Source organism: Arthrobacter sp. TJ-236 (assembly GCF_058269235.1).
This window is the reverse complement of record NZ_JBZCNI010000006.1, coordinates 37,738-55,547: the sequence shown is the minus strand read 5'-3', so window position 1 is coordinate 55,547 and position 17,810 is coordinate 37,738. Positions and strand designations below refer to the sequence as shown.

Below are 17,810 nucleotides of genomic sequence, written 5' to 3'. Positions count from 1 at the left end.
CACCATGCCGTCACCGTACGAGGTCGTAGATCACCTTCATGACCCCGTTGGAGTACGTCTCCGACTCGCGGAGGCGCAGGGGCCGGCTGTCGTTGTCCTCCACGCTGAAGAGCCGCTTCCCCGAACCCAGGAGCACCGGGAAGACCAGCAGGTTGTACCGGTCGATCAGATCGGCCTCGGACAGCGTGCGCGCCAGTTCCGCGCTCCCGTGGATGAAGATGGCTCCGCCGTCGCTCTGCTTCAGCGCCGCGACGTCCTCCGTGGAACGGAGGAGCTCCGTGGCACCCCAGCCGTCGATCAGCGATCCCTCGTCGAGCGTCGTCGAGACCACGTATTTGGGAAGATCCCGGTACGCCGCGTGGTCCTCGGAGTCCCGCCAGATCGGGGCGAACGCCTCGTAGCTGCGACGCCCGAACATGAGCGCCGTGGTCTCCTGCAGCTCGTCCTCCTTCAGCGAGAACGCCTCGGGGAGCATCTCGGTGCTGAGCACCCACCCACCGTTGCGATGCCCCTCACTGACGTCACCCGGTGAATCGGCAACACCGTCCAGTGACAAGAAACCCGTCCAGACCAACTCCCGCGCCATGCCTGATCCTCTCATCGACCCGAAGCTCCACAGCTACAGGAACACCGCTCGACGGACAAGTCCTGCAGGCACCCGGGACCGCGCCTCAGGCGCGGCCGGTCCTGCATCGGTACGTCCCCAGGGCGACCACGGACGGCGCGCTCATGGCCGGCCCTGCTCCTCGGCCCGGTCGATCGCCTTCGCCAGGCGATCGCGCTCGCTGCGGACCCAGCTCCCGCCGTCGTAGTTCTGCATGAAGGATTCGGCGAAGTCCGCGGGGTCCGCCCCGACGACGTCGCGAAGGGGGGTGCCCGCCGCCACGCTCTGCTCCAGCAGGTCGGCGAGGTCCGTCAGCATGGCGATGAGGCTGTCGCTGTCGGAGCTCGGGCCGAGGTTCAGGACATAGCGCTCGAGCGCCCCCGCTGCCTCGCGATAGCCATCGGGCAGGTTGCGCACGCGTTCCTTGTACTCGCGGTACTGCTTCTTGGCGGCGAGATCGCCGACCATCTTCTCGATCCACATGGTCATGCGCCTTCTTTCCTGAGGGTGTTCAGATGATCGGAGAGGAAGTCCCAGGTTCTCCAGAACTCGGTGAGGTACTGCTGTCCCAGCTCGTTGAGCGAGTAGACCTTGCGCGGCGGCCCCTTCTCGGAGGGAGCTTTTCGGACGTCCACCAGGCCGCGTTGCTCGATGCGGATGAGCAACGCATAGACGGTGCCCTCCGCGATGTCCGTGAAGCCCTTTTCCCTCAGCCACCCGGTGATCTCGTAGCCGTAGGCGGCCCTGCCCGACAACGTGGCCAGGACCATGCCCTCGAGCGTGCCCTTGAGCATCTCGGTCATCTGCTTGCTCATGCGCCCTCCAGCTAGTGAGTGATACTCAGTACCGTGTAGTCGCTACATAGTAGGACTAGGTTCCGGTACTCAGCAAGAGCAGGTAGCGGCGAGGTTAGGCTCGTTCCGTGTCCGCCGACAACTCATCCATTGCACTGCCCCCGCCCGGCTCCACCCCGCGCCGCACCGCCGTCGTCGCCGTCGTGGTCGCCGTCGTGTCCACGGCCGTGACTGCCGCCTGCCTCGTGGTGGCCTGGCGGGTCACCGGCGAGCGCGGCGCGGTCATCTCGCTCGTCTCGAATGTCGTGCTGATGACGTGGTCCGCCGTCGTCGGGGTCCCGCGCAGTGGCCTGACGGCGTCGTGGTTCCGCGTGCGCGCCTGCGAGCCCCGGGTGTACAAGGTGCTCGGGGTGCGGATCTTCGACCGCATCCTGTCCGTGATCGGCTGGAACCGCCTGATCGAAGCGGAGCGGGCGTTCGACGGCTCCCGCGCGGGCCTCGCCGCTCTCGACCACGACACGCGCCGCTCCGAGGTGGCGCACCTGGCCTGCATCGCCGTCGTGATGGTCGTCGCCGTGCTCGCCGTCACCGCGGGGCTGTGGACCAGCGCCGCCTGGCTGCTGGGCCTCGCGATACCGCTGCATCTCTACCCCGTGGGCCTGCAGCGCCTGCTGCGCTCGAGGATCGATCGCATCGCCGAGCTCGAAGCCCGCACCGCGAACCCCTGATCCGCGCGGACCGGGGTCATCAGCGGTGTCGGGTGCCATTCGCGGGAAGGGTTCGCAGGTGCACGCGGTTGTCGCCTGCAGGCACCATCGAGACGCAGTATCCGATGCACCACCAGGAGGACCCATGAACATCGTCATCACCGGAGCGACCGGACAGCTCGGCCGTCTCGTCATCGAGCAGCTGCTGGCACGCGGGGTGGACCCGTCCACCATCACGGCCGGCGGCCGCAACGAGCAGGCACTCGCCGACCTGGCCGCACGCGGCGTCCGCACCGCGCGGGTGGACTACGCGGACCCGTCCACCATCGACGACGCCGTTGCCGGCGCGGACAAGGTGCTGCTGATCTCGGGCAACGAGGTGGGTCAGCGCTCGGTGCAGCACAAGGCCGTGATCGACGCGACACGCAAGGTCGGCGCCGAACTCCTCTACACCAGCGCACCCCGCGCGACGTCGACGGACCTCGTGCTCGCCCCCGAGCACGCCGCCACCGAAGGGCTGCTGCAGGGTTCGGGGCTGACCTACACGGTGCTGCGCAACAACTGGTACACGGAGAACTACGCCGACACCATCCGCCGCGCGGCCTCGGAGGGCCGGATCGTCGCCAGCTCCGGCGCGGGCAAAGTGGCGAGTGCTTCCCGCGTCGACTACGCGGAGGCCGCCGCGGTCGTCCTGCTCTCCGACGAGTACGCCGGCGAGATCCTCGAGCTCGGCGGTGACGCCCCCTGGGACGTCGAGGAGCTGGCGTCCACCGTCGCAGCGGTGGCCGGCCGTGACGTGACAGTCACGCAGCTGAGCACGGAGGAGCACGTGACCGCCCTCACCGAGGCAGGGCTCGACGCCGACACCGCCGGCTTCGTCGCCGCGCTCGACGCCAACATCGCGGCCGGGTGCCTCTCGGACAGCGACGGCACGCTCAGCCGGATCATCGGGCGCCCGATGACGCCGCTGAAGGAGTACGTGGCGGCGCTGCTCGCGGAGTAGGAACGCGGGGGCAACGTCGGGTCGACGACAGCGCTCGACGCCGTCGACCGCTCCTTCTCGCGGCGTCGATCCAAGCGCTGACGTCCGAGATCGGGGGATGCAGCGCCGCCCACGACTGGTACCGTATCCAGTACAACTAGGAGGAACATCATGGCAATCACGGCATCCGAGGCACGGCGCGACCTGTTCGGCCTCATTGAGCAGGTGAATCTGGACCACACCGAAGTGGAGATCATGTCCCGGCGAGGAGCAGCCGTGCTCATGTCGAAGGACGAATACGATGCACTGGTCGAGACGAGCTACCTGCTCCGCTCCCCGGAGAACGCTCGGCGCCTGCTTGCCGCACTCACATCTGCCCGAACCGATGCAACCTCTGATCACGACCTGACCGAGCCGTGACCTCGCGCCGACTCCTCTGGGTCGATGAGGCATGGGAGGACTACCTCTACTGGCAGAGCCAGGACCGCAAGACGCTCCGGAGGATCAACACGCTGATCGAAGACATCCGAAGGGGAGACCCCTTCGAGGGGATCGGCAAACCCGAGCCTCTCAAACACGTACTCGCCGGAACGTGGTCACGACGTATCGACGAGGTCAATCGTCTCGTGTACACCGCAGACGATCACACGGTGATCCTCCTCCAGGCCAGGTATCACTACTGACATCACCGTGGTCGTCATCCCGCGACCGGCAAGGTGAGTAGCTTCCGTTGTCGCGCGTGGAACGCGCCGGCTGGACCGCTAGAGCTGGTCCTCCAGGTGGAACACCTCATCCAGGCGCACGAAGCCTTCGTCCGGCCGGCCCTCGAGTGCGACGAAGAACGGTGCCATGTCCGCCTGCCACCGGGCGTTGACCTCCGTGGCGGCCATGGCCGCCTGCGAGGCGGCGAAGTCCTCGCACTCCACGTAGCCGATCAGCAGGCCGTCGGGCCGGAGGAACAGCGAGTAGTTGTGCCACCCGGTGTCCTTGAGCGCCCGCGCCATGTCCGGCCAGATCGCCGCATGGCGGGCGCGGTACTCGGGAATGCGTTCGGGCCGCACCTGCAGCTGGAAGCACGCGCGTTCCATCAGCTACCCACACCCATCGTGCCGGTGTATCCGGACTTCCCGGCCTGCTTACCGCTGTGCTTGACCTTCAGGACGAACTCGGTGGTGGTCACGTAACCCTGCGAGTTCGTGAGGACGGCGGTGTACCGGTAGGTGCCGTTCGGCTTGTCGACGACCAGGAAGCGCGCCTGCTGTGCCCCCACGGTGGTGAGGTCCTGCGCCTGCTCCTCGACGAGCACCCCGTCCTCGTACAGCGCGATCGACGCCGCTCGGGGACCGTCGGCCACGGTGACGGTGAGCGCGTAGTCGTCGTCCGCAGGTCCGCGCACCGCGAGCCGCTCGTGCGTCAGGTCGCCGCCCGCGGGCGGCGCGGTCTCCGTGTCCGTCGGCGGATCGGGCCGCGGTTCCCCGAGGAGTACCACCTCGAGGGTGCTGCCCTCCGTGGGCCACTCGCTGCGCGGGAGGTCCCGGTTCTCGCCGAGGCTCTCCCAGCGGAGCACGTACCTCCCGCGCTCCGTGGCCGTGCCACCGATGTCACCGCGATCCTTCATCACGTTGACCTGCATCCCCGGGTAGGCGGAGCGGACCGTCGACACCTCGCTAGGCAGCGTGGGCGTGGGCACCTGCGTGATCGGCTTCAGCTGATCGTCGATGACGATGCTGGTCTTCGCCCCGAAGCAGCCGAAGTCCACACGCACGTCACCGTTGGGCAGCACGCTGGAACCCTGCATGACCACCTCGAAGATCAGCGTGCCGTTCCCACCGAACTGCCACCGCCCGTCCCAGTCGCTGATCTGGCTGATGTCCCAGTCCTCGCCGCCCGAGGCAGCGGACGGGCGGGCCGCGTACACCTGCGACGCGCCGTCGTCGTCGTACTTGTGGTAGGTGATGAGTACGTTGTCCTCGGCGTCGAACCCGATCTTCGCGTTGCCGTTGAGCAGGCCCGCGTAGTCCGGAACGGGATCGACGACGTCGCCCGCGCCGTACGTGAACGGGGTGGCGAGCGGGTTGCCGGCGGCGTCCGTCCAGGAGACGAGGTCCTCGCTCTTGGCGTACGTGAGCATGCTGTTGGTCGCAGCGTCCGGGGTGTCGCGCCATACCCAGAGCAGGTGGAACAACCCGTCCGGCCCGAGGGTGGGGCCCTGGAAGTAGGAGTTCCACGTGCCCGTCGGATTGCCCGCGGAGCCGTTGCCGTTGAACAGCGGCTGGTCGATGAGCCGCTCCCAGGCACCCTTGGCTTCGTCGTAGACGTTGAAGTAGGTGACCCCGCTGCCGCTGCCCCCGTTGCGGTAGCTGAAGACGAGCGAGCCGTCCTTCCGGTTCACGAACTCGGGGTAGGTGACGGAGTTCTCCGTGCCGGCGCTGATCATGGTTGTCACGCGGGTGAGCGTGGAGATGTCGCCGCCGGGAGCGGTCCTGAAGTAGATGAGCGGCACGTTGTGCATGTTGCCGCTGACGTGCAGCGTCCCGTCGCGGTCCAGACCGAGCGAGATGTAGTTGTGGCTGTCCCAGGCGATCCTCGTCGGTAGCGCCTGGTACTGCCACTCCGATTCGTCGCCGATCTCCTCGCCGAGCGTGCGTGATGCGATCACCATGGTCCGGTCGGCGTCGTAGAACCCGACGTACTGCCGGTCACCGCGCGTCAGGAGGTCCTGCACCACCACCATTCCCGCCCAGGAGATCCCGAGCTCGCTCGAATCGAGCACCTGCTGGCTCTGCTCCGGGAAGGGGTACGCCTCGCCGGGGACCGCGCACTGCAGCGGGCCGGGTGGGAAGACGGGGGGCGAGGACGTCGAGACGGAGAAGGAGTGCCCCACCAGGTTGCCGGTGTTGGAGTACAGGCCGGCCTTGCCGCCCACGCGCGTGGCATCCTGCGGCAGGGGCACGTCCTGGTCGACGACGACGACGCCGGCGGCGTTGGTGACCGAGACGCCCAGCTGGTTGCCCGGCAGGCGATCCAGCCCGAGCTGCACGCGTGAGCCCGGCCGGACGTCCGGCATGGTGCCGCCGGCAACGGTGGTCCCACCGACGATCGACGTCGAGTTCTGCAGACGCAGCACCTGCCAGCGTGCGGCCTGGGTACCGTTGGTCGACGACGCCGAGACGCGCAGCAGGTAGTAGTTCTGCGTGCCGTCGGCGTTCTGCTGCACATTCCCGGTCAGACCCACCCACTCACGGCCGTCGCCGGAGAGCGGTTTCAGGGTGACGTCGGCGTCGAGCTCATAGGTGGAGCCGAGGTCCACGCCACTCTGCGTGAGCGCGTTGTTCTGCGGACCCCCGGTGTTGACGAGCGTTCCGTTGCTGATCCCCCAGGTGCCGCGCGCGGTCCAGCCGTTGCCCACCGCGCCGTCGGGCCGCTGGAAGTCGTCGGTGAAGGAGACGCCCTCAGCCGCGGTGACCTCGGCGGACGACGGCGGCGCGGACACCGCGAGCGCCCCGGCGCCGAGAACGGCCGTGGCGAGCCACGCCGTCGCCCGGTGCGCCCTGCTCCTGGTGGTGATCGACTGGGACATGGGACTCCGTTCCGCCACGTCGTCGTGGCTGTTCGTGCGGGGCTACCACCGGGAGTGTTCCGGGGGTCTGCTGAGGATCAGGTGAGGGAGACGTGCCGGTGCTCCACGCCGAGGAGGGAGGCCGCCGCCTTCACGTCGGCTGCGCGATGGCCCACGCAGAGGGCCCAGTGGTGGCCGATACCGGTCTGGCTCCACTCGTCCACCCACACGCCCGGATCGCCGCCGAAGTCCACGCGTGAGGTCGTGTTGCCGATCGCGAGGAGCGGACCCGGCACCACCGTGCCCTCCGAGGTGATGAAGACATAGGAACCGTCGGGGTCCTGGCCGATCCCGAAGGTGGTGACGGGCCCGTGGCGGACGTCGAACTCCACCGAGACGCCCCAGCCGCGCTTGCCGTGGTAGACGCCGAGGCCGCGCAGTAAGGGGTCGGCGGCGCTCACCGCGAGGTGTGCCGGACCGTCGTGGCCCATCTCCACCACGTTGTCGAAGAAGTTGAGTGCCTGGATCTCCGTGAAGGAGCCGCCTGCGCCCATGGCCTGAGCGGCGAGCATGGCGATGGAGGTGCGCAGCTCGTACTCGCCGGCCATGGGGACGCCGCGAGCCGTCAGGATCGAGGCGCCGAGGATCATGCCGGCACCGAGCCGCTCGTGCTGCTCCCCCGCGAGCCCGCGGTGGTAGTAGGCGAGCGAGTCGAGGTCGAACTCCGTCACGAGGCGGTCGAGCCCCACGGAGACCTTCGCGCCCCACACGAAGTCCTCGTCGATCACGGAGCCGTCCACGGTGAACAGGTTCCGGGCCAGTGCCACGCGCTCGCGCACCTGCTCCTCGGTGACCTCCGCGACGAACTCGCGGAGGTCGTCGAACTCGAGCACCTCCACGTGCGAGCCGAACGTCGTCGAGACGGTGGTGAGATCGGTGGAGACGTCGAGCATGCCCGGGTACACGTGGCCCATCACGCCGTGGCGTGCGTGCCGCAGCCTGCCGCGCACACCGGCAGCGTGCACCCACTGGTTGATGCGCTGCCATGCCGATTCCTGCTTCAGGTGGCCGGAGACGGACCGGAAGGGGATGCCCGCGCGCTTGAACACGTTCGCCACCTCCGGCACCGGGCACTGGCCGCAGTAGGCCAGCCACTTCCCGGTGTCGAAGTTCGCGTGGTCCATGGCCTCGGTGGGCTGGAGGTCGATCACGAGGACCGGCGTCTGCGCGCGCTGCGCGATCGGCAGGACCATCGAGGACGTCAGGTAGGTGGTGAGGAAGATGACGATCAGGTCGCAGTCGGCCTTCCGCAGCTGCTCCGCCGCGAGGGCGGCCTCCCGCGCGTCCGAGACGAAGCCGACGTCGGTGACCTCGGCGTCGAGCTCGTTGAACCGGGCCGTGACGTAGCGCGCCGACTCCTGCAGCTGCGGGAGGAGGTCGGGGAACTGCGGCCAGTACGCGCCGAGCCCTCCCGAGACCAGACCGAGGCGCGTGGGCCTGCGGCGGACCGGCTCGATCAGGTCGGTGAGGACGCGCGGCTGCGCTGCGGCGTCAGGCTGAACGGTCATCTGCACTCCGGGGGGGGGGGGGGGGAAGGGGTGGAAGGGACGTGGTGCGGGCGGGGCGCTCACCATGAGCGCCCCGCCCGGGTCGGGACGGCTAGAAGTCGTAGTCGTCGATGTTCTCCGCGTTGAACTGCGTGGGCGGACCGACCAGGACGATCCCGCCCTCGCCGACCTCGCGCTCGCCGAGTTCTCCGGCCTCGAAGGTGTCGCCCGGAGCACCCGTGATGCTGCCGTCCGCGAGGGCCTTGCCCGCGAAGGCGGCCACGTACCCGAGCTGTGCCGGATCCCAGAGGGCGAACTCGGTGACCGTGCCGTCCTCCACGAACGGGCGCATCTCGTTGGGCAGGCCCAGACCGGTCAGCGCCACCTGGCCCTTGTACTCCGAGGTGGAGAGGTAGCGAGCGGTCGCCGCGATGCCGACCGTCGTCGGCGAGATGATCCCCTTGAGGTCCGGATAGGCCTGCAGCAGGCCCTGGGCCTCCTGGAAGGACTTCGTGTCGTCGTCGTCGCCGTAGACCTTCGCCACGAGTTCGATATTCGCGTAGTCCGGGTTGGCCGCGAGCTCCTCCTCCATGAACGTGATCCATTCGTTCTGGTTGGTGGCGTTGGCCGTGGCCGAGAGGATCGCGATCTCCCCCTCGCCGCCGATCTGCTCCGAGATGAGCTTCAGCTGGATCAGCGCCACGTCCTTCGCGTTGACCTGGCTGACGAAGAGGTCGCGGTAGTCGGGGTTCGTGTCCGAGTCGAACGCCACGATCTTGGCGCCCGCGGTGCGGGCCTCCTCGAGGGCGGGCCCGACGGCGTCGGGATCGTTCGCGGCGATCACGATCACGTTGGTGCCGCGCTGGGTCTCGGCGTTGATGAAGGACACCTGGCTGGAGGCACTGGCGTCGAGGGGACCCACCACCTCGGAGGAGGCGAAGCCGGCCTCCGTCGCGCCGGCCTCCCCGCCGCCGAGGACCACATCCGTGTAGGGGTTGTTGAGCTGCTTGGGGAGGAACGTGATGGTCTGCTCGCCGTCCGTGCCGCTGCCGCCCTCTGTGCCGCCGCCTTCGGTGCCTGCGTCGCCGCCGCAGGCGCTGAGGACCAGCGCTGCGCTCGTTGCGAGGGCCGCGAGAGCCACCCGCCGGCGGGTGGAGCCGGAGTGAATAAACCTCATTGTTTCTTCCTTTCGATGAGCGCTGGGGACCAGTCGCCGGGAGCAACCCTGGGAGTCCTAGGGAAGTGGAGCGGAACGGACCCGCCGGGAATGGCGGGCCCCCTTGATGGCGGTGCCGATGGTCGGCGCCACCACCGAGACGATGAGCAGCGAGCCGGTCACGATGATGAGGACCACCTCGGAGACGCGGTCCAGTTTGAGGGCGTAGTTGATGGTGCCGATGAGCAGCACACCCGCGAGGACCCCGGGGATGGAGCCCTTGCCGCCGAAGATCGAGACCCCGCCGAGCAGCACCGCGGCGATGACGGCGAGTTCGAGCCCACTCGCGTTGTCGCTCCGGGCGCTGGAGTACCGGAGCGTCCAGTAGATGCCCGCCAGTGCCGACACCGTCCCGGTGGCCAGGTAGAGGAGGAACTTCGAGCTCGCGACGTCGATGCCGACGAACGTGGCCGCTTCCTTGCTGTACCCGAGGGCGAAGAGCCCCCGGCCGAAGGGCGTGAAGTGCAGCACGACGGCGAACGCGATGATGAGCGCAACCACCCCGATCATGACGGTGGGGATCCCCGTGCCGCCGAGCTTCGAGGTGAAGAAGGCGGTCAGCGCGGGCGGGAAGTTGGCCACCGCGTTGTCACCGATCACCACGAGCGCGAGCCCCCTGAACAGGGCGAGCGTGCCGATGGTCACCGCGAGGGAGGGCAAGCCGAGATAGGCGATCAGCACCCCGTTGAACGCGCCGGCCAGGAGACCGGCGAGGACGCAGATCACGAGCACCAGGGCGATCGGCATGCCACCCTGCCAGAGCACGCCCATCAGGGCACTCGTCAGGCCCGCGATGCTCGCCACGGAGAGGTCGATCTCCCCGGAGATGATCACGAGGGTCATCGGCAGGGCGATCAGCAGGGTGGGGATGACGTCGAGCAGGAGGAACCCGACCGTCACCGGGGAGGCGAACCGCGGGATCGACAGGCACGCGTACATCACCACCACCAGGAGCACGTAGATCATGACGGCGTCGCGGCCCAGCAGGAGCCGCGCCGCACCGGTGCGCCCCTTGGGGACGGCCAGCACCTTCGTGGTGTCCGCCTTCACCGGGCGGCGCGTCTTCTTGTCCTCGGAGGTGCTGCCTGCCGCCGCCATCCGCCTGCCTTTCGTGGGTGATGCCGTGAGCGGGGTGTCCCCGGTGCGGGGGTCGGGCCGGACCGGCTGGGAATCGAGGCGCTCAGACATTGCGGGCCTCGGCGATCCGGAGCTTCCGGGCGGAGCGGACGCTCGCCACGCGATCGATCACGACGGCGGCGAGGATCAGGATGCCCACGATCGCCTGCTGCCAGAACTTGTCCACCCGCAGTGCGGTCAGGGCGCTGGTGATGGTGGTGAGCAGGAGCGCTCCGATCGCGGCCCCCACCACCGTGCCGCTGCCACCGAAGATCGCGACGCCACCCACCACGGCGGCGGCGACGACGTCGAGCTCGAGACCGGCGCCCGTCGTCGCGCCCACGGAGTTGAAGCGGCTGGCGTACAGGACGCCCGCGAGCCCGGCCAGCAGCCCGTTGACCACGAACGCGAGGAGCACCCGGCGCGTCACCGGGATGCCGAACAGCCGTGCGGCGTCGGGCTCGGACCCGATCGCGTAGAGATCGCGCCCGGACCGGGTGCCCATCATGTAGACGGCGACGACGACCACCACCAGCACGGCGATGAGCGTGATCACGGGGAACCCGAGCACGGTGTCCACGGACAGGTTGCCGAAGGCCTCCGGGCGGTCACCGGCGAAGTACTGGGTGCCGCCGGCCCAGGCGTTGTTGATGCCTCGGAAGATGTACAGCGTGCCGAGTGTGATCACGAGGGCCGGCACCTTCGCGATGGTGATCAGGAGGCCGTTGAGCGCTCCGAGCACGGCACCGAACAGCATGCCGATCGCGAAGACGGCGATGATGGGGAGCCCGGGGGCGGCCACGAAGATGCTGCCCGTCCCGAACGCCACCAGCCCCAGGATCGAGCCGACCGAGAGGTCGATGTTCCGCGTGATGATCACGAGCGTCTGCCCGACGGCGAGGATCATGAGGATGGTCGCGTTCAGCAGGAGGTCCTTGACGCCCTGCTCGCTGAGGAACAGGGGGTTCAGGGCCGCCGTGACGGCGACGAGGACCACGAGCGCGAGGATCACGGGGAGCTCGCGCAATTTCAGGAACGAGGCCAGGGGCGAGGGCCGGGCGTGGGCCGGCGCCGGAACCGGAGGCGTGGCGGTGGTGCTGTCGAGGCTCATCGGGTGTGCTCCAGGGAGGCGGTGGCGGCGTGCATGACGGTCTCGGCGGTGGCCTCCGACCGGTCGAGGCGGCCCGTGATGCGGCCTTCCCGCATGACGAGGACGCGGTCGGCCATGCCGAGCACCTCGGGGAGCTCGGAGGAGATCATGAGGATCGCGATCCCGCGGCCCGCGAGCTCGGAGATGAGCCGGTGCACCTCGGCCTTGGTGCCGACGTCGATCCCGCGGGTGGGTTCGTCGATGATGAGGAGCTTCGGGTCCGTGGCCAGCCACTTCGCCAGCACCACCTTCTGCTGGTTGCCGCCGGAGAGGGTCGAGACGGCGTGCTCTGGTGAGCCGGCCTTGACCTGCAGCCGCTTGCCCCACGTCTCCGCGGCCTCGCGCTCGGCCTTGGCGCTGATGAGGCCGAATCTCGCCAGGGAGTGCCGGAGCGTGAGGGCCGCGTTGCGCTCCACCGAGAGCTCCATGACGAGGCCCTGCTTGCGACGGTCCTCGGGTACGAAGCCGATCCCGGCGTCGATCGCGGCCCGCGGGTCCCTGCCGCGCAGCGGCTTCCCGAACATCTCGACACTGCCCGACTCGTAGCGATCGATGCCGAAGACGGCCCGCGCCACCTCCGTGCGGCCCGCACCCACGAGGCCGGAGAGCGCCACGATCTCGCCGGCCCGCACCTCCAGGTCGATGTCGTGGAAGACCCCGGGGCGCGTGAGGCCGGTGACGCGGAGGACGACGTCGCCCGCCTCCGTCTCGGTCTTCGGGAACAGGGCCTCGATGTCCCTGCCCACCATCTCCCGGACGATCGCCTCGACCGACGTCGCCCCCGTCTCGTGCGTGGCGATGTAGGTGCCGTCCCGCATCACCGTGATGCGGTCGCAGAGGCCGAAGACCTCGTCGAAGCGGTGCGAGATGAAGAGGATGCCGCTGCCGGCGTCGCGCAGTGCGCGGGCCACGGTGAAGAGGCGCTCCACCTCGACCCCGCTGAGCGCCGCCGTGGGCTCGTCCATCACGAGGACGCGCGCGTCGAGGGAGATGGCCTTCGCGATCTCGATGATCTGCTGGTCGGCGATGGAGAGACCCTCCGCCACGCGGTCGGGGTCGATCGGGACGCCGAGCCGGTCGAAGAGCTCCTTGGCGCGGCGGCGCATCTCGGCACGGCTGATGAGGCCGAAGCGGCCCGTGGGCTGGCGGCCGATGAAGATGTTCTCGGCGACGGTGAGGTCCGGGAAGAGCGTGGGCTCCTGGTAGATGACCGAGATGCCGGCCGCCTTGCTGTCCGCGACGTTCCGGAAGCTCGCCGGTTCCCCGGCCACGATGAACTCGCCGGAATCCGGCTGGTGCACCCCGGCGAGGATCTTCACGAGCGTCGACTTCCCGGCGCCGTTCTCGCCCACGAGGGCGTGGATCTCACCGGGCAGGAGATCGATGGTTCCGTCCGCCAGGGCGATGACGGGTCCGAAGGTCTTGAGGGCGCCGCGCAGGCTGAGCACCGGCTCGCGGGCCGGGGCCGAAGGGTCCACGGTGTCACGACCAGGACCGGTACTGTGCGTCATTGCAACTCCTCGAGAAAATGAATCGTTTCAGAGTGACGGTTCACCTCGAATAGTAGGCGTGAGCCACATCACCGTCAACACTCCGAGAAGGAGCTGTGATGGACGGGGCCGGAAGGCGCGCGGGCTTCAGCCGACCGTATGGACCGGGGCGGCAGTACTACCGCGCACCACCAGTTCCGGATCGAAGATCACCTGGCGGCGTCGGGCCCCGGGCGCCTCGATCTCCTCGAGCAGGAGCTCCACGGACGTCCGGCCCATGAGTTCGGTGGGCTTCCGGACGCTGGTGAGGGGGACCACCGCCGAGGCCGAGAAGTCGATGTCGTCGTACCCGATCAGCGCGAGGTCCTCCGGGATGTTGAGGCCGCGGATCAGCAGCACGGCCTGCATCACGCCGATCGCGAGGAGGTCGTTGGCGCAGAAGATGCCGTCCGGGAGGTGACCCTTCCGGCGCTCGGAGATCACCGCACCCACCCGGCGCCCGGCGAGGACGGTCATGGCGTCGGCCTCGATGACCTCGAGCACCGCACCCTCCTGCTCCTCGACGGCCTGCCTGGCACCCGCGAGACGCTCTGCGACCTGGCGGTAGTCTGCCTCGACGCCCACGAACACGATCCGCCTCCGGCCCGCCTCGAGCAGGTGACGCACGGCCATGTAGCCGCCGGCAACGTCGTCCACGGACACCGAGCTGCAGCGCCGCTGCGGATCCGTCCGGTCCACGAGGACCACCGGCATGCCCCGGCGTCGCAGTGCCTCGACGCGAGCGCCCACGTCACCGACCGGCGAGATGAGCATGCCCTGGACGCGTTGCTGCTCGAAGACGTCGATGTACCGGCTCTCGCGCTCCGCGCTCTGGCCGCTGTCACCGAGGATCACGGTGCTGCCGTTCTCGGCAGCGCAGTCCTCCGCCGCCCTCGCGAGCGAGGAGAAGAAGGGATTGCCGACGTCGAGCACGATCAGTCCGATGGTGCGGCTCTGGCCTGCGCGGAGCTGGCGCGCGGCGTCGTTGCGGACGAAATGCAGGTCGTCGATCGCGCCCTGGACCCTGGCGCGTGTCGCCTCGGACACGCGGTCCGGGTGGTTCAGCACGTTGGAGACGGTGCCGATCGCGACGCCGGCGCGGTCGGCGACGTCCTTGATGCTGACTGGTCGATTCTCCATGCGTTGCCCGCCGTCCGGCCCGCCGTGGCGGGGCTGTTGACACTCCAGAAGGCCAACGCTACTTTGAAACGTGTCAATGAAACGATTCAACGACATGACGAGTTTGTGTCCCCATGCCCCGTCCGTCCGGGCATCGGGACGTCCCTCGCCGCCGGGTGTGATGGAGCACCCGCGTGGTGACCCATCGTTCTAGCGCTGGAGAGAGTACATGAGTGTCATCGACGACATCGCGGCAGGGCTGGACCAGCTGGCCATCGAGGTGCCCTCGTGGGCGTACGGCAACTCCGGGACACGCTTCAAGGTGTTCGCGACCCCCGGCACCCCCCGCACCGTCCAGGAGAAGATCGCCGACGCCGCCGAGGTCCACCGCCTCACGGGGCTCGCACCGAGCGTCGCACTCCACATCCCGTGGGACAGGGTGGACGACTACCGCGCCCTGGCCTCCTTCGCCGCGGACCACGGCACGAGGCTCGGAACCATCAACAGCAACACCTTCCAGGACGACGACTACAAGTTCGGGAGCCTGACGCACAGCGACGCCGCGGTGCGGAACAAGGCCATCGACCACATGTACGAGTGCATCGACGTCATGGACGTGACCGGATCCCGCGACCTGAAGATCTGGCTGGCCGATGGTTCGAACTACCCGGGCCAGGCTGACATGCGCTCCCGGCAGGACTGGCTGCAGGAGTCCCTCCGGAAGGTCTACGACCGCCTCGGCGAGGGCCAGCGGCTGGTCCTCGAGTACAAGTTCTTCGAACCGGCGTTCTACCACACGGACGTCCCGGACTGGGGAACGTCCTACGCCCACTGCGTGCAGCTCGGCGAGAAGGCGCTGGTGTGCCTGGACACCGGTCACCATGCGCCGGGCACCAACATCGAATTCATCGTGGCGCAGCTCATCCGCCTCGGCAAACTGGGCTCCTTCGACTTCAACTCCCGCTTCTACGCGGACGACGACCTGATCGTGGGCGCCGCGGACCCCTTCCAGCTCTTCCGCATCATGGCCGAGGTGGTGCGTGGGGGCGGCCTGGACCCGTCGAGCGGGATAGCGCTGATGCTGGACCAGTGCCACAACCTCGAGGAGAAGATCCCCGGGCAGATCCGCTCGGTGCTGAACGTGCAGGAGATGACGGCGCGGGCGCTGCTCATCGACCGGACGGCGCTGGCCACGGCGCAGGAGGCCGGGGACGTGCTCGGCGCCAACGCGATCCTCATGGACGCCTTCTACACGGACGTGCGCCCCGGCCTCGCCGCCTGGCGCGCGGCGAAGGGGCTTCCCGCGGATCCGATGGCCGCCTACGCGGCGAGCGGGTACCAGCAACGCATCAACGGCGAGCGACAGGGTGGCCGGCAGGCCGGATGGGGAGCATGAGCATGAGCTCAGGAACGACGACGGCAGGTCCCGGCACGACGACGAATCCCACCGTCAGCGCGCTCATCGCGCGTTCCAACCGGCTCGGCGCCGACAAACGGACCACCAACTACGCCGGCGGCAATACGTCGGCGAAGGGCGTCGGTACGGATCCCGTCACGGGCGAGGACGTCGAACTGCTGTGGGTCAAGGGATCCGGCGGTGACCTCGGCACGCTCACGGAATCCGGTCTCGCGGTGCTGCGCCTCGACCGGATGCGCGCCCTGCAGGGCGTCTACCCGGGTGTGGAGCGCGAGGACGAGATGGTCGCGGCCTTCGACTACACGCTGCACGGCAAGGGCGGGGCGGCTCCGTCCATCGACACCGCCATGCACGGGCTCGTGGACGCGGCACACGTGGACCACCTGCATCCCGACTCCGGCATCGCCGTGGCGACGGCGGCCGACGGCGAGGCGCTGACCGCCACGATCTTCGGACCGAGGGTCGTGTGGGTGCCCTGGCGGCGGCCCGGTTTCCAGCTCGGACTCGACATCGCGGCGATCAAGGCCGCGCATCCCGACGCCATCGGGACGATCCTCGGCGGCCACGGCATCACGGCCTGGGGTGAGACCTCGGAGGACGCCGAGGCGAACTCGCGATGGATCATCGACACCGCCGAGCACTACATCGCCGAGCACGGCCGCCCGGAGCCCTTCGGCGCCGCGCTCGAGGGGTACGGCGCGCTGTCCGCGGACGAGCGTCGTGCGAAGGCCGCGGCCCTCGCACCGACCATCCGCGGCCTCGCCTCCACGGACAAGGCCCAGGTGGGCCACTTCACGGACGACCCCCGGGTGCTCGAGTTCCTGGGCAGCGAGGCCCACCCCCGGCTCGGCGCCCTCGGCACGAGCTGCCCGGACCACTTCCTCCGGACGAAGGTGAAGCCGCTGGTCCTCGACCTCCCGTCGGACGCCGACGTCGAGAGCTGCTTGCTGCGCCTGCGCGAGCTGCACTCCGCCTACCGCGAGGACTACGCCGCGTACTACCGGCGCCACGCGACACCGGACTCCCCTGCGATGCGCGGTGCGGACCCCGCGATCGTGCTGGTGCCCGGCGTCGGGATGTTCTCCTTCGGGGCGAACAAGCAGACAGCCCGCGTGGCCGGGGAGTTCTACCTCAACGCGATCAACGTCATGCGCGGCGCCGAGGCGATCTCCGCCTACGCCCCCATCGAGGAGAGCGAGAAGTTCCGCATCGAGTACTGGTCGCTCGAGGAGGCCAAGCTCGCGCGGATGCCGAAGCCGAAGTCCCACGCGGGGCGGATCGCACTGGTGACAGGCGCGGCGTCCGGCATCGGCAAGGCGATCGCCACCCGCCTCGCCGCCGAAGGCGCCTGCGTGGTCATCGCCGACCTGAACATCGACAGCGCATCCGCCGTCGCCGCGGAACTGGGCGGCCCCGACGTCGCGATCGGCGTGCAGGCGGACGTCACCGATGCGGCCCAGGTGCTCCAGGCCGTGAAGGCCGCCGTCCTGGCCTTCGGCGGGCTGGACCTCGTGGTCAACAATGCCGGGCTGTCCATCTCCAAGCCGCTCCTCGAGACCACCGAGAAGGACTGGGACCTGCAGCACGACGTCATGGCGAAGGGTTCCTTCCTCGTGTCGCAGGCCGCCGCGAAGGTGCTGATCGAGCAGGACATGGGTGGGGACATCATCTACATCTCCTCGAAGAACTCGGTGTTCGCGGGCCCGAACAACATCGCGTACAGCGCCACGAAGGCCGATCAGGCTCATCAGGTGCGCCTCCTCGCCGCGGAACTCGGCGGGTACGGCGTGCGGGTCAACGGGATCAACCCCGACGGCGTGGTGCGCGGCTCCGGCATCTTTGCCGGCGGCTGGGGCGCCAAGCGCGCAGCCGTGTACGGCGTCGAGGAGGAGAAGCTCGGTGAGTACTACGCGCAGCGCACCCTCCTCAAGCGCGAGGTGCTGCCCGAGAACGTCGCCAACGCCGTCGCGGTGCTGACCTCCGCGGAGCTCTCGCACACCACGGGCCTGCACATCCCGGTGGACGCGGGCGTCGCCGCGGCCTTCCTGCGCTGACGGACAGGGCGGACGA

At 69.0% G+C, this 17,810-nt stretch carries 17 protein-coding genes; 6 read left to right on the top strand and 11 right to left on the bottom strand.

Annotated elements, in window-relative coordinates; all coding sequences use genetic code 11:
* Positions 1-10 precede the first annotated feature (10 nt).
* The 3 genes from AC4D16_RS16105 to AC4D16_RS16095 all read right to left on the bottom strand — a co-directional run bounded on the left by AC4D16_RS16105 (position 11) and on the right by AC4D16_RS16095 (position 1,419).
* The gene (locus tag AC4D16_RS16105; protein WP_490955709.1) at positions 11-586 is read right to left on the bottom strand and encodes a dihydrofolate reductase family protein; all 576 of its coding nucleotides are present in this window, start codon (positions 584-586) and stop codon (positions 11-13) included.
* A gap of 141 nt (positions 587-727) precedes the next feature.
* Complete coding sequence (locus AC4D16_RS16100) at positions 728-1,093, bottom strand: DUF1048 domain-containing protein (RefSeq protein ID WP_490955708.1); 366 nt, start codon at positions 1,091-1,093, stop codon at positions 728-730.
* Positions 1,090-1,419 (bottom strand): PadR family transcriptional regulator, encoded by a 330-nt coding sequence (locus AC4D16_RS16095; protein ID WP_490947758.1) that lies wholly within the window; start codon positions 1,417-1,419, stop codon positions 1,090-1,092. Before AC4D16_RS16095 ends, AC4D16_RS16100 begins: the two co-directional genes overlap by 4 nt.
* Positions 1,420-1,526: 107 nt before the next feature.
* Here AC4D16_RS16095 and AC4D16_RS16090 point away from each other — a divergent pair, with 107 nt between their 5' ends.
* The 4 genes from AC4D16_RS16090 to AC4D16_RS16075 all read left to right on the top strand — a co-directional run bounded on the left by AC4D16_RS16090 (position 1,527) and on the right by AC4D16_RS16075 (position 3,770).
* Positions 1,527-2,126: a glycosyl-4,4'-diaponeurosporenoate acyltransferase CrtO family protein gene (locus tag AC4D16_RS16090; protein WP_490955707.1), complete on the top strand. Its 600-nt coding sequence runs from the start codon at positions 1,527-1,529 to the stop codon at positions 2,124-2,126.
* Between the two features lie 124 nt (positions 2,127-2,250).
* Entirely contained in the window at positions 2,251-3,108 is an 858-nt protein-coding gene (locus AC4D16_RS16085) for an NAD(P)H-binding protein (protein WP_490955706.1), read from the top strand.
* Positions 3,109-3,258: 150 nt separating this feature from the next.
* Positions 3,259-3,507 carry a type II toxin-antitoxin system Phd/YefM family antitoxin gene (locus tag AC4D16_RS16080; protein WP_490947755.1) on the top strand — a complete coding sequence of 83 codons (249 nt, stop codon included), beginning with the start codon at positions 3,259-3,261 and terminating at the stop codon, positions 3,505-3,507.
* On the top strand, positions 3,504-3,770 hold the full coding sequence (locus tag AC4D16_RS16075) for a Txe/YoeB family addiction module toxin (protein ID WP_490947754.1): 267 nt from the start codon (positions 3,504-3,506) through the stop codon (positions 3,768-3,770). The genes AC4D16_RS16080 and AC4D16_RS16075 overlap by 4 nt, the downstream gene beginning before the upstream one ends.
* 78 nt (positions 3,771-3,848) lie before the next feature.
* On the opposite strand, the gene AC4D16_RS16070 is transcribed toward AC4D16_RS16075, so the two are convergent.
* From AC4D16_RS16070 to AC4D16_RS16035, 8 genes are all read right to left on the bottom strand, one after another.
* Positions 3,849-4,175 carry an L-rhamnose mutarotase gene (locus AC4D16_RS16070; protein ID WP_490947753.1) on the bottom strand — a complete coding sequence of 109 codons (327 nt, stop codon included), beginning with the start codon at positions 4,173-4,175 and terminating at the stop codon, positions 3,849-3,851.
* Positions 4,175-6,667 (bottom strand): BNR repeat-containing protein, encoded by a 2,493-nt coding sequence (locus AC4D16_RS16065; RefSeq protein ID WP_490955705.1) that lies wholly within the window; start codon positions 6,665-6,667, stop codon positions 4,175-4,177. The genes AC4D16_RS16070 and AC4D16_RS16065 overlap by 1 nt, the downstream gene beginning before the upstream one ends.
* A gap of 77 nt (positions 6,668-6,744) precedes the next feature.
* Complete coding sequence (locus AC4D16_RS16060; RefSeq protein ID WP_490947751.1) at positions 6,745-8,214, bottom strand: arabinose isomerase; 1,470 nt, start codon at positions 8,212-8,214, stop codon at positions 6,745-6,747.
* 91 nt (positions 8,215-8,305) lie between these two features.
* Complete coding sequence (gene rhaS / locus AC4D16_RS16055; RefSeq protein ID WP_490955704.1) at positions 8,306-9,370, bottom strand: rhamnose ABC transporter substrate-binding protein; 1,065 nt, start codon at positions 9,368-9,370, stop codon at positions 8,306-8,308.
* A 57-nt stretch (positions 9,371-9,427) separates the two neighbouring features.
* On the bottom strand, positions 9,428-10,597 hold the full coding sequence (locus AC4D16_RS16050; protein WP_490955703.1) for an ABC transporter permease: 1,170 nt from the start codon (positions 10,595-10,597) through the stop codon (positions 9,428-9,430).
* Entirely contained in the window at positions 10,590-11,636 is a 1,047-nt protein-coding gene (locus AC4D16_RS16045; RefSeq protein WP_490955702.1) for an ABC transporter permease, read from the bottom strand. Before AC4D16_RS16045 ends, AC4D16_RS16050 begins: the two co-directional genes overlap by 8 nt.
* Complete coding sequence (locus tag AC4D16_RS16040; protein ID WP_490955701.1) at positions 11,633-13,186, bottom strand: sugar ABC transporter ATP-binding protein; 1,554 nt, start codon at positions 13,184-13,186, stop codon at positions 11,633-11,635. Before AC4D16_RS16040 ends, AC4D16_RS16045 begins: the two co-directional genes overlap by 4 nt.
* A gap of 126 nt (positions 13,187-13,312) precedes the next feature.
* Positions 13,313-14,344: a LacI family DNA-binding transcriptional regulator gene (locus AC4D16_RS16035; RefSeq protein WP_490955700.1), complete on the bottom strand. Its 1,032-nt coding sequence runs from the start codon at positions 14,342-14,344 to the stop codon at positions 13,313-13,315.
* A 208-nt stretch (positions 14,345-14,552) separates the two neighbouring features.
* Between AC4D16_RS16035 and rhaI the strand changes: the two genes are divergently transcribed.
* Positions 14,553-15,719, top strand: a complete 1,167-nt coding sequence (gene rhaI, locus AC4D16_RS16030; RefSeq protein WP_490955699.1) for an L-rhamnose isomerase — start codon at positions 14,553-14,555, stop codon at positions 15,717-15,719.
* A 2-nt stretch (positions 15,720-15,721) separates the two neighbouring features.
* Entirely contained in the window at positions 15,722-17,794 is a 2,073-nt protein-coding gene (locus AC4D16_RS16025; RefSeq protein ID WP_490955698.1) for a bifunctional aldolase/short-chain dehydrogenase, read from the top strand.
* Positions 17,795-17,810 lie beyond the last annotated feature (16 nt).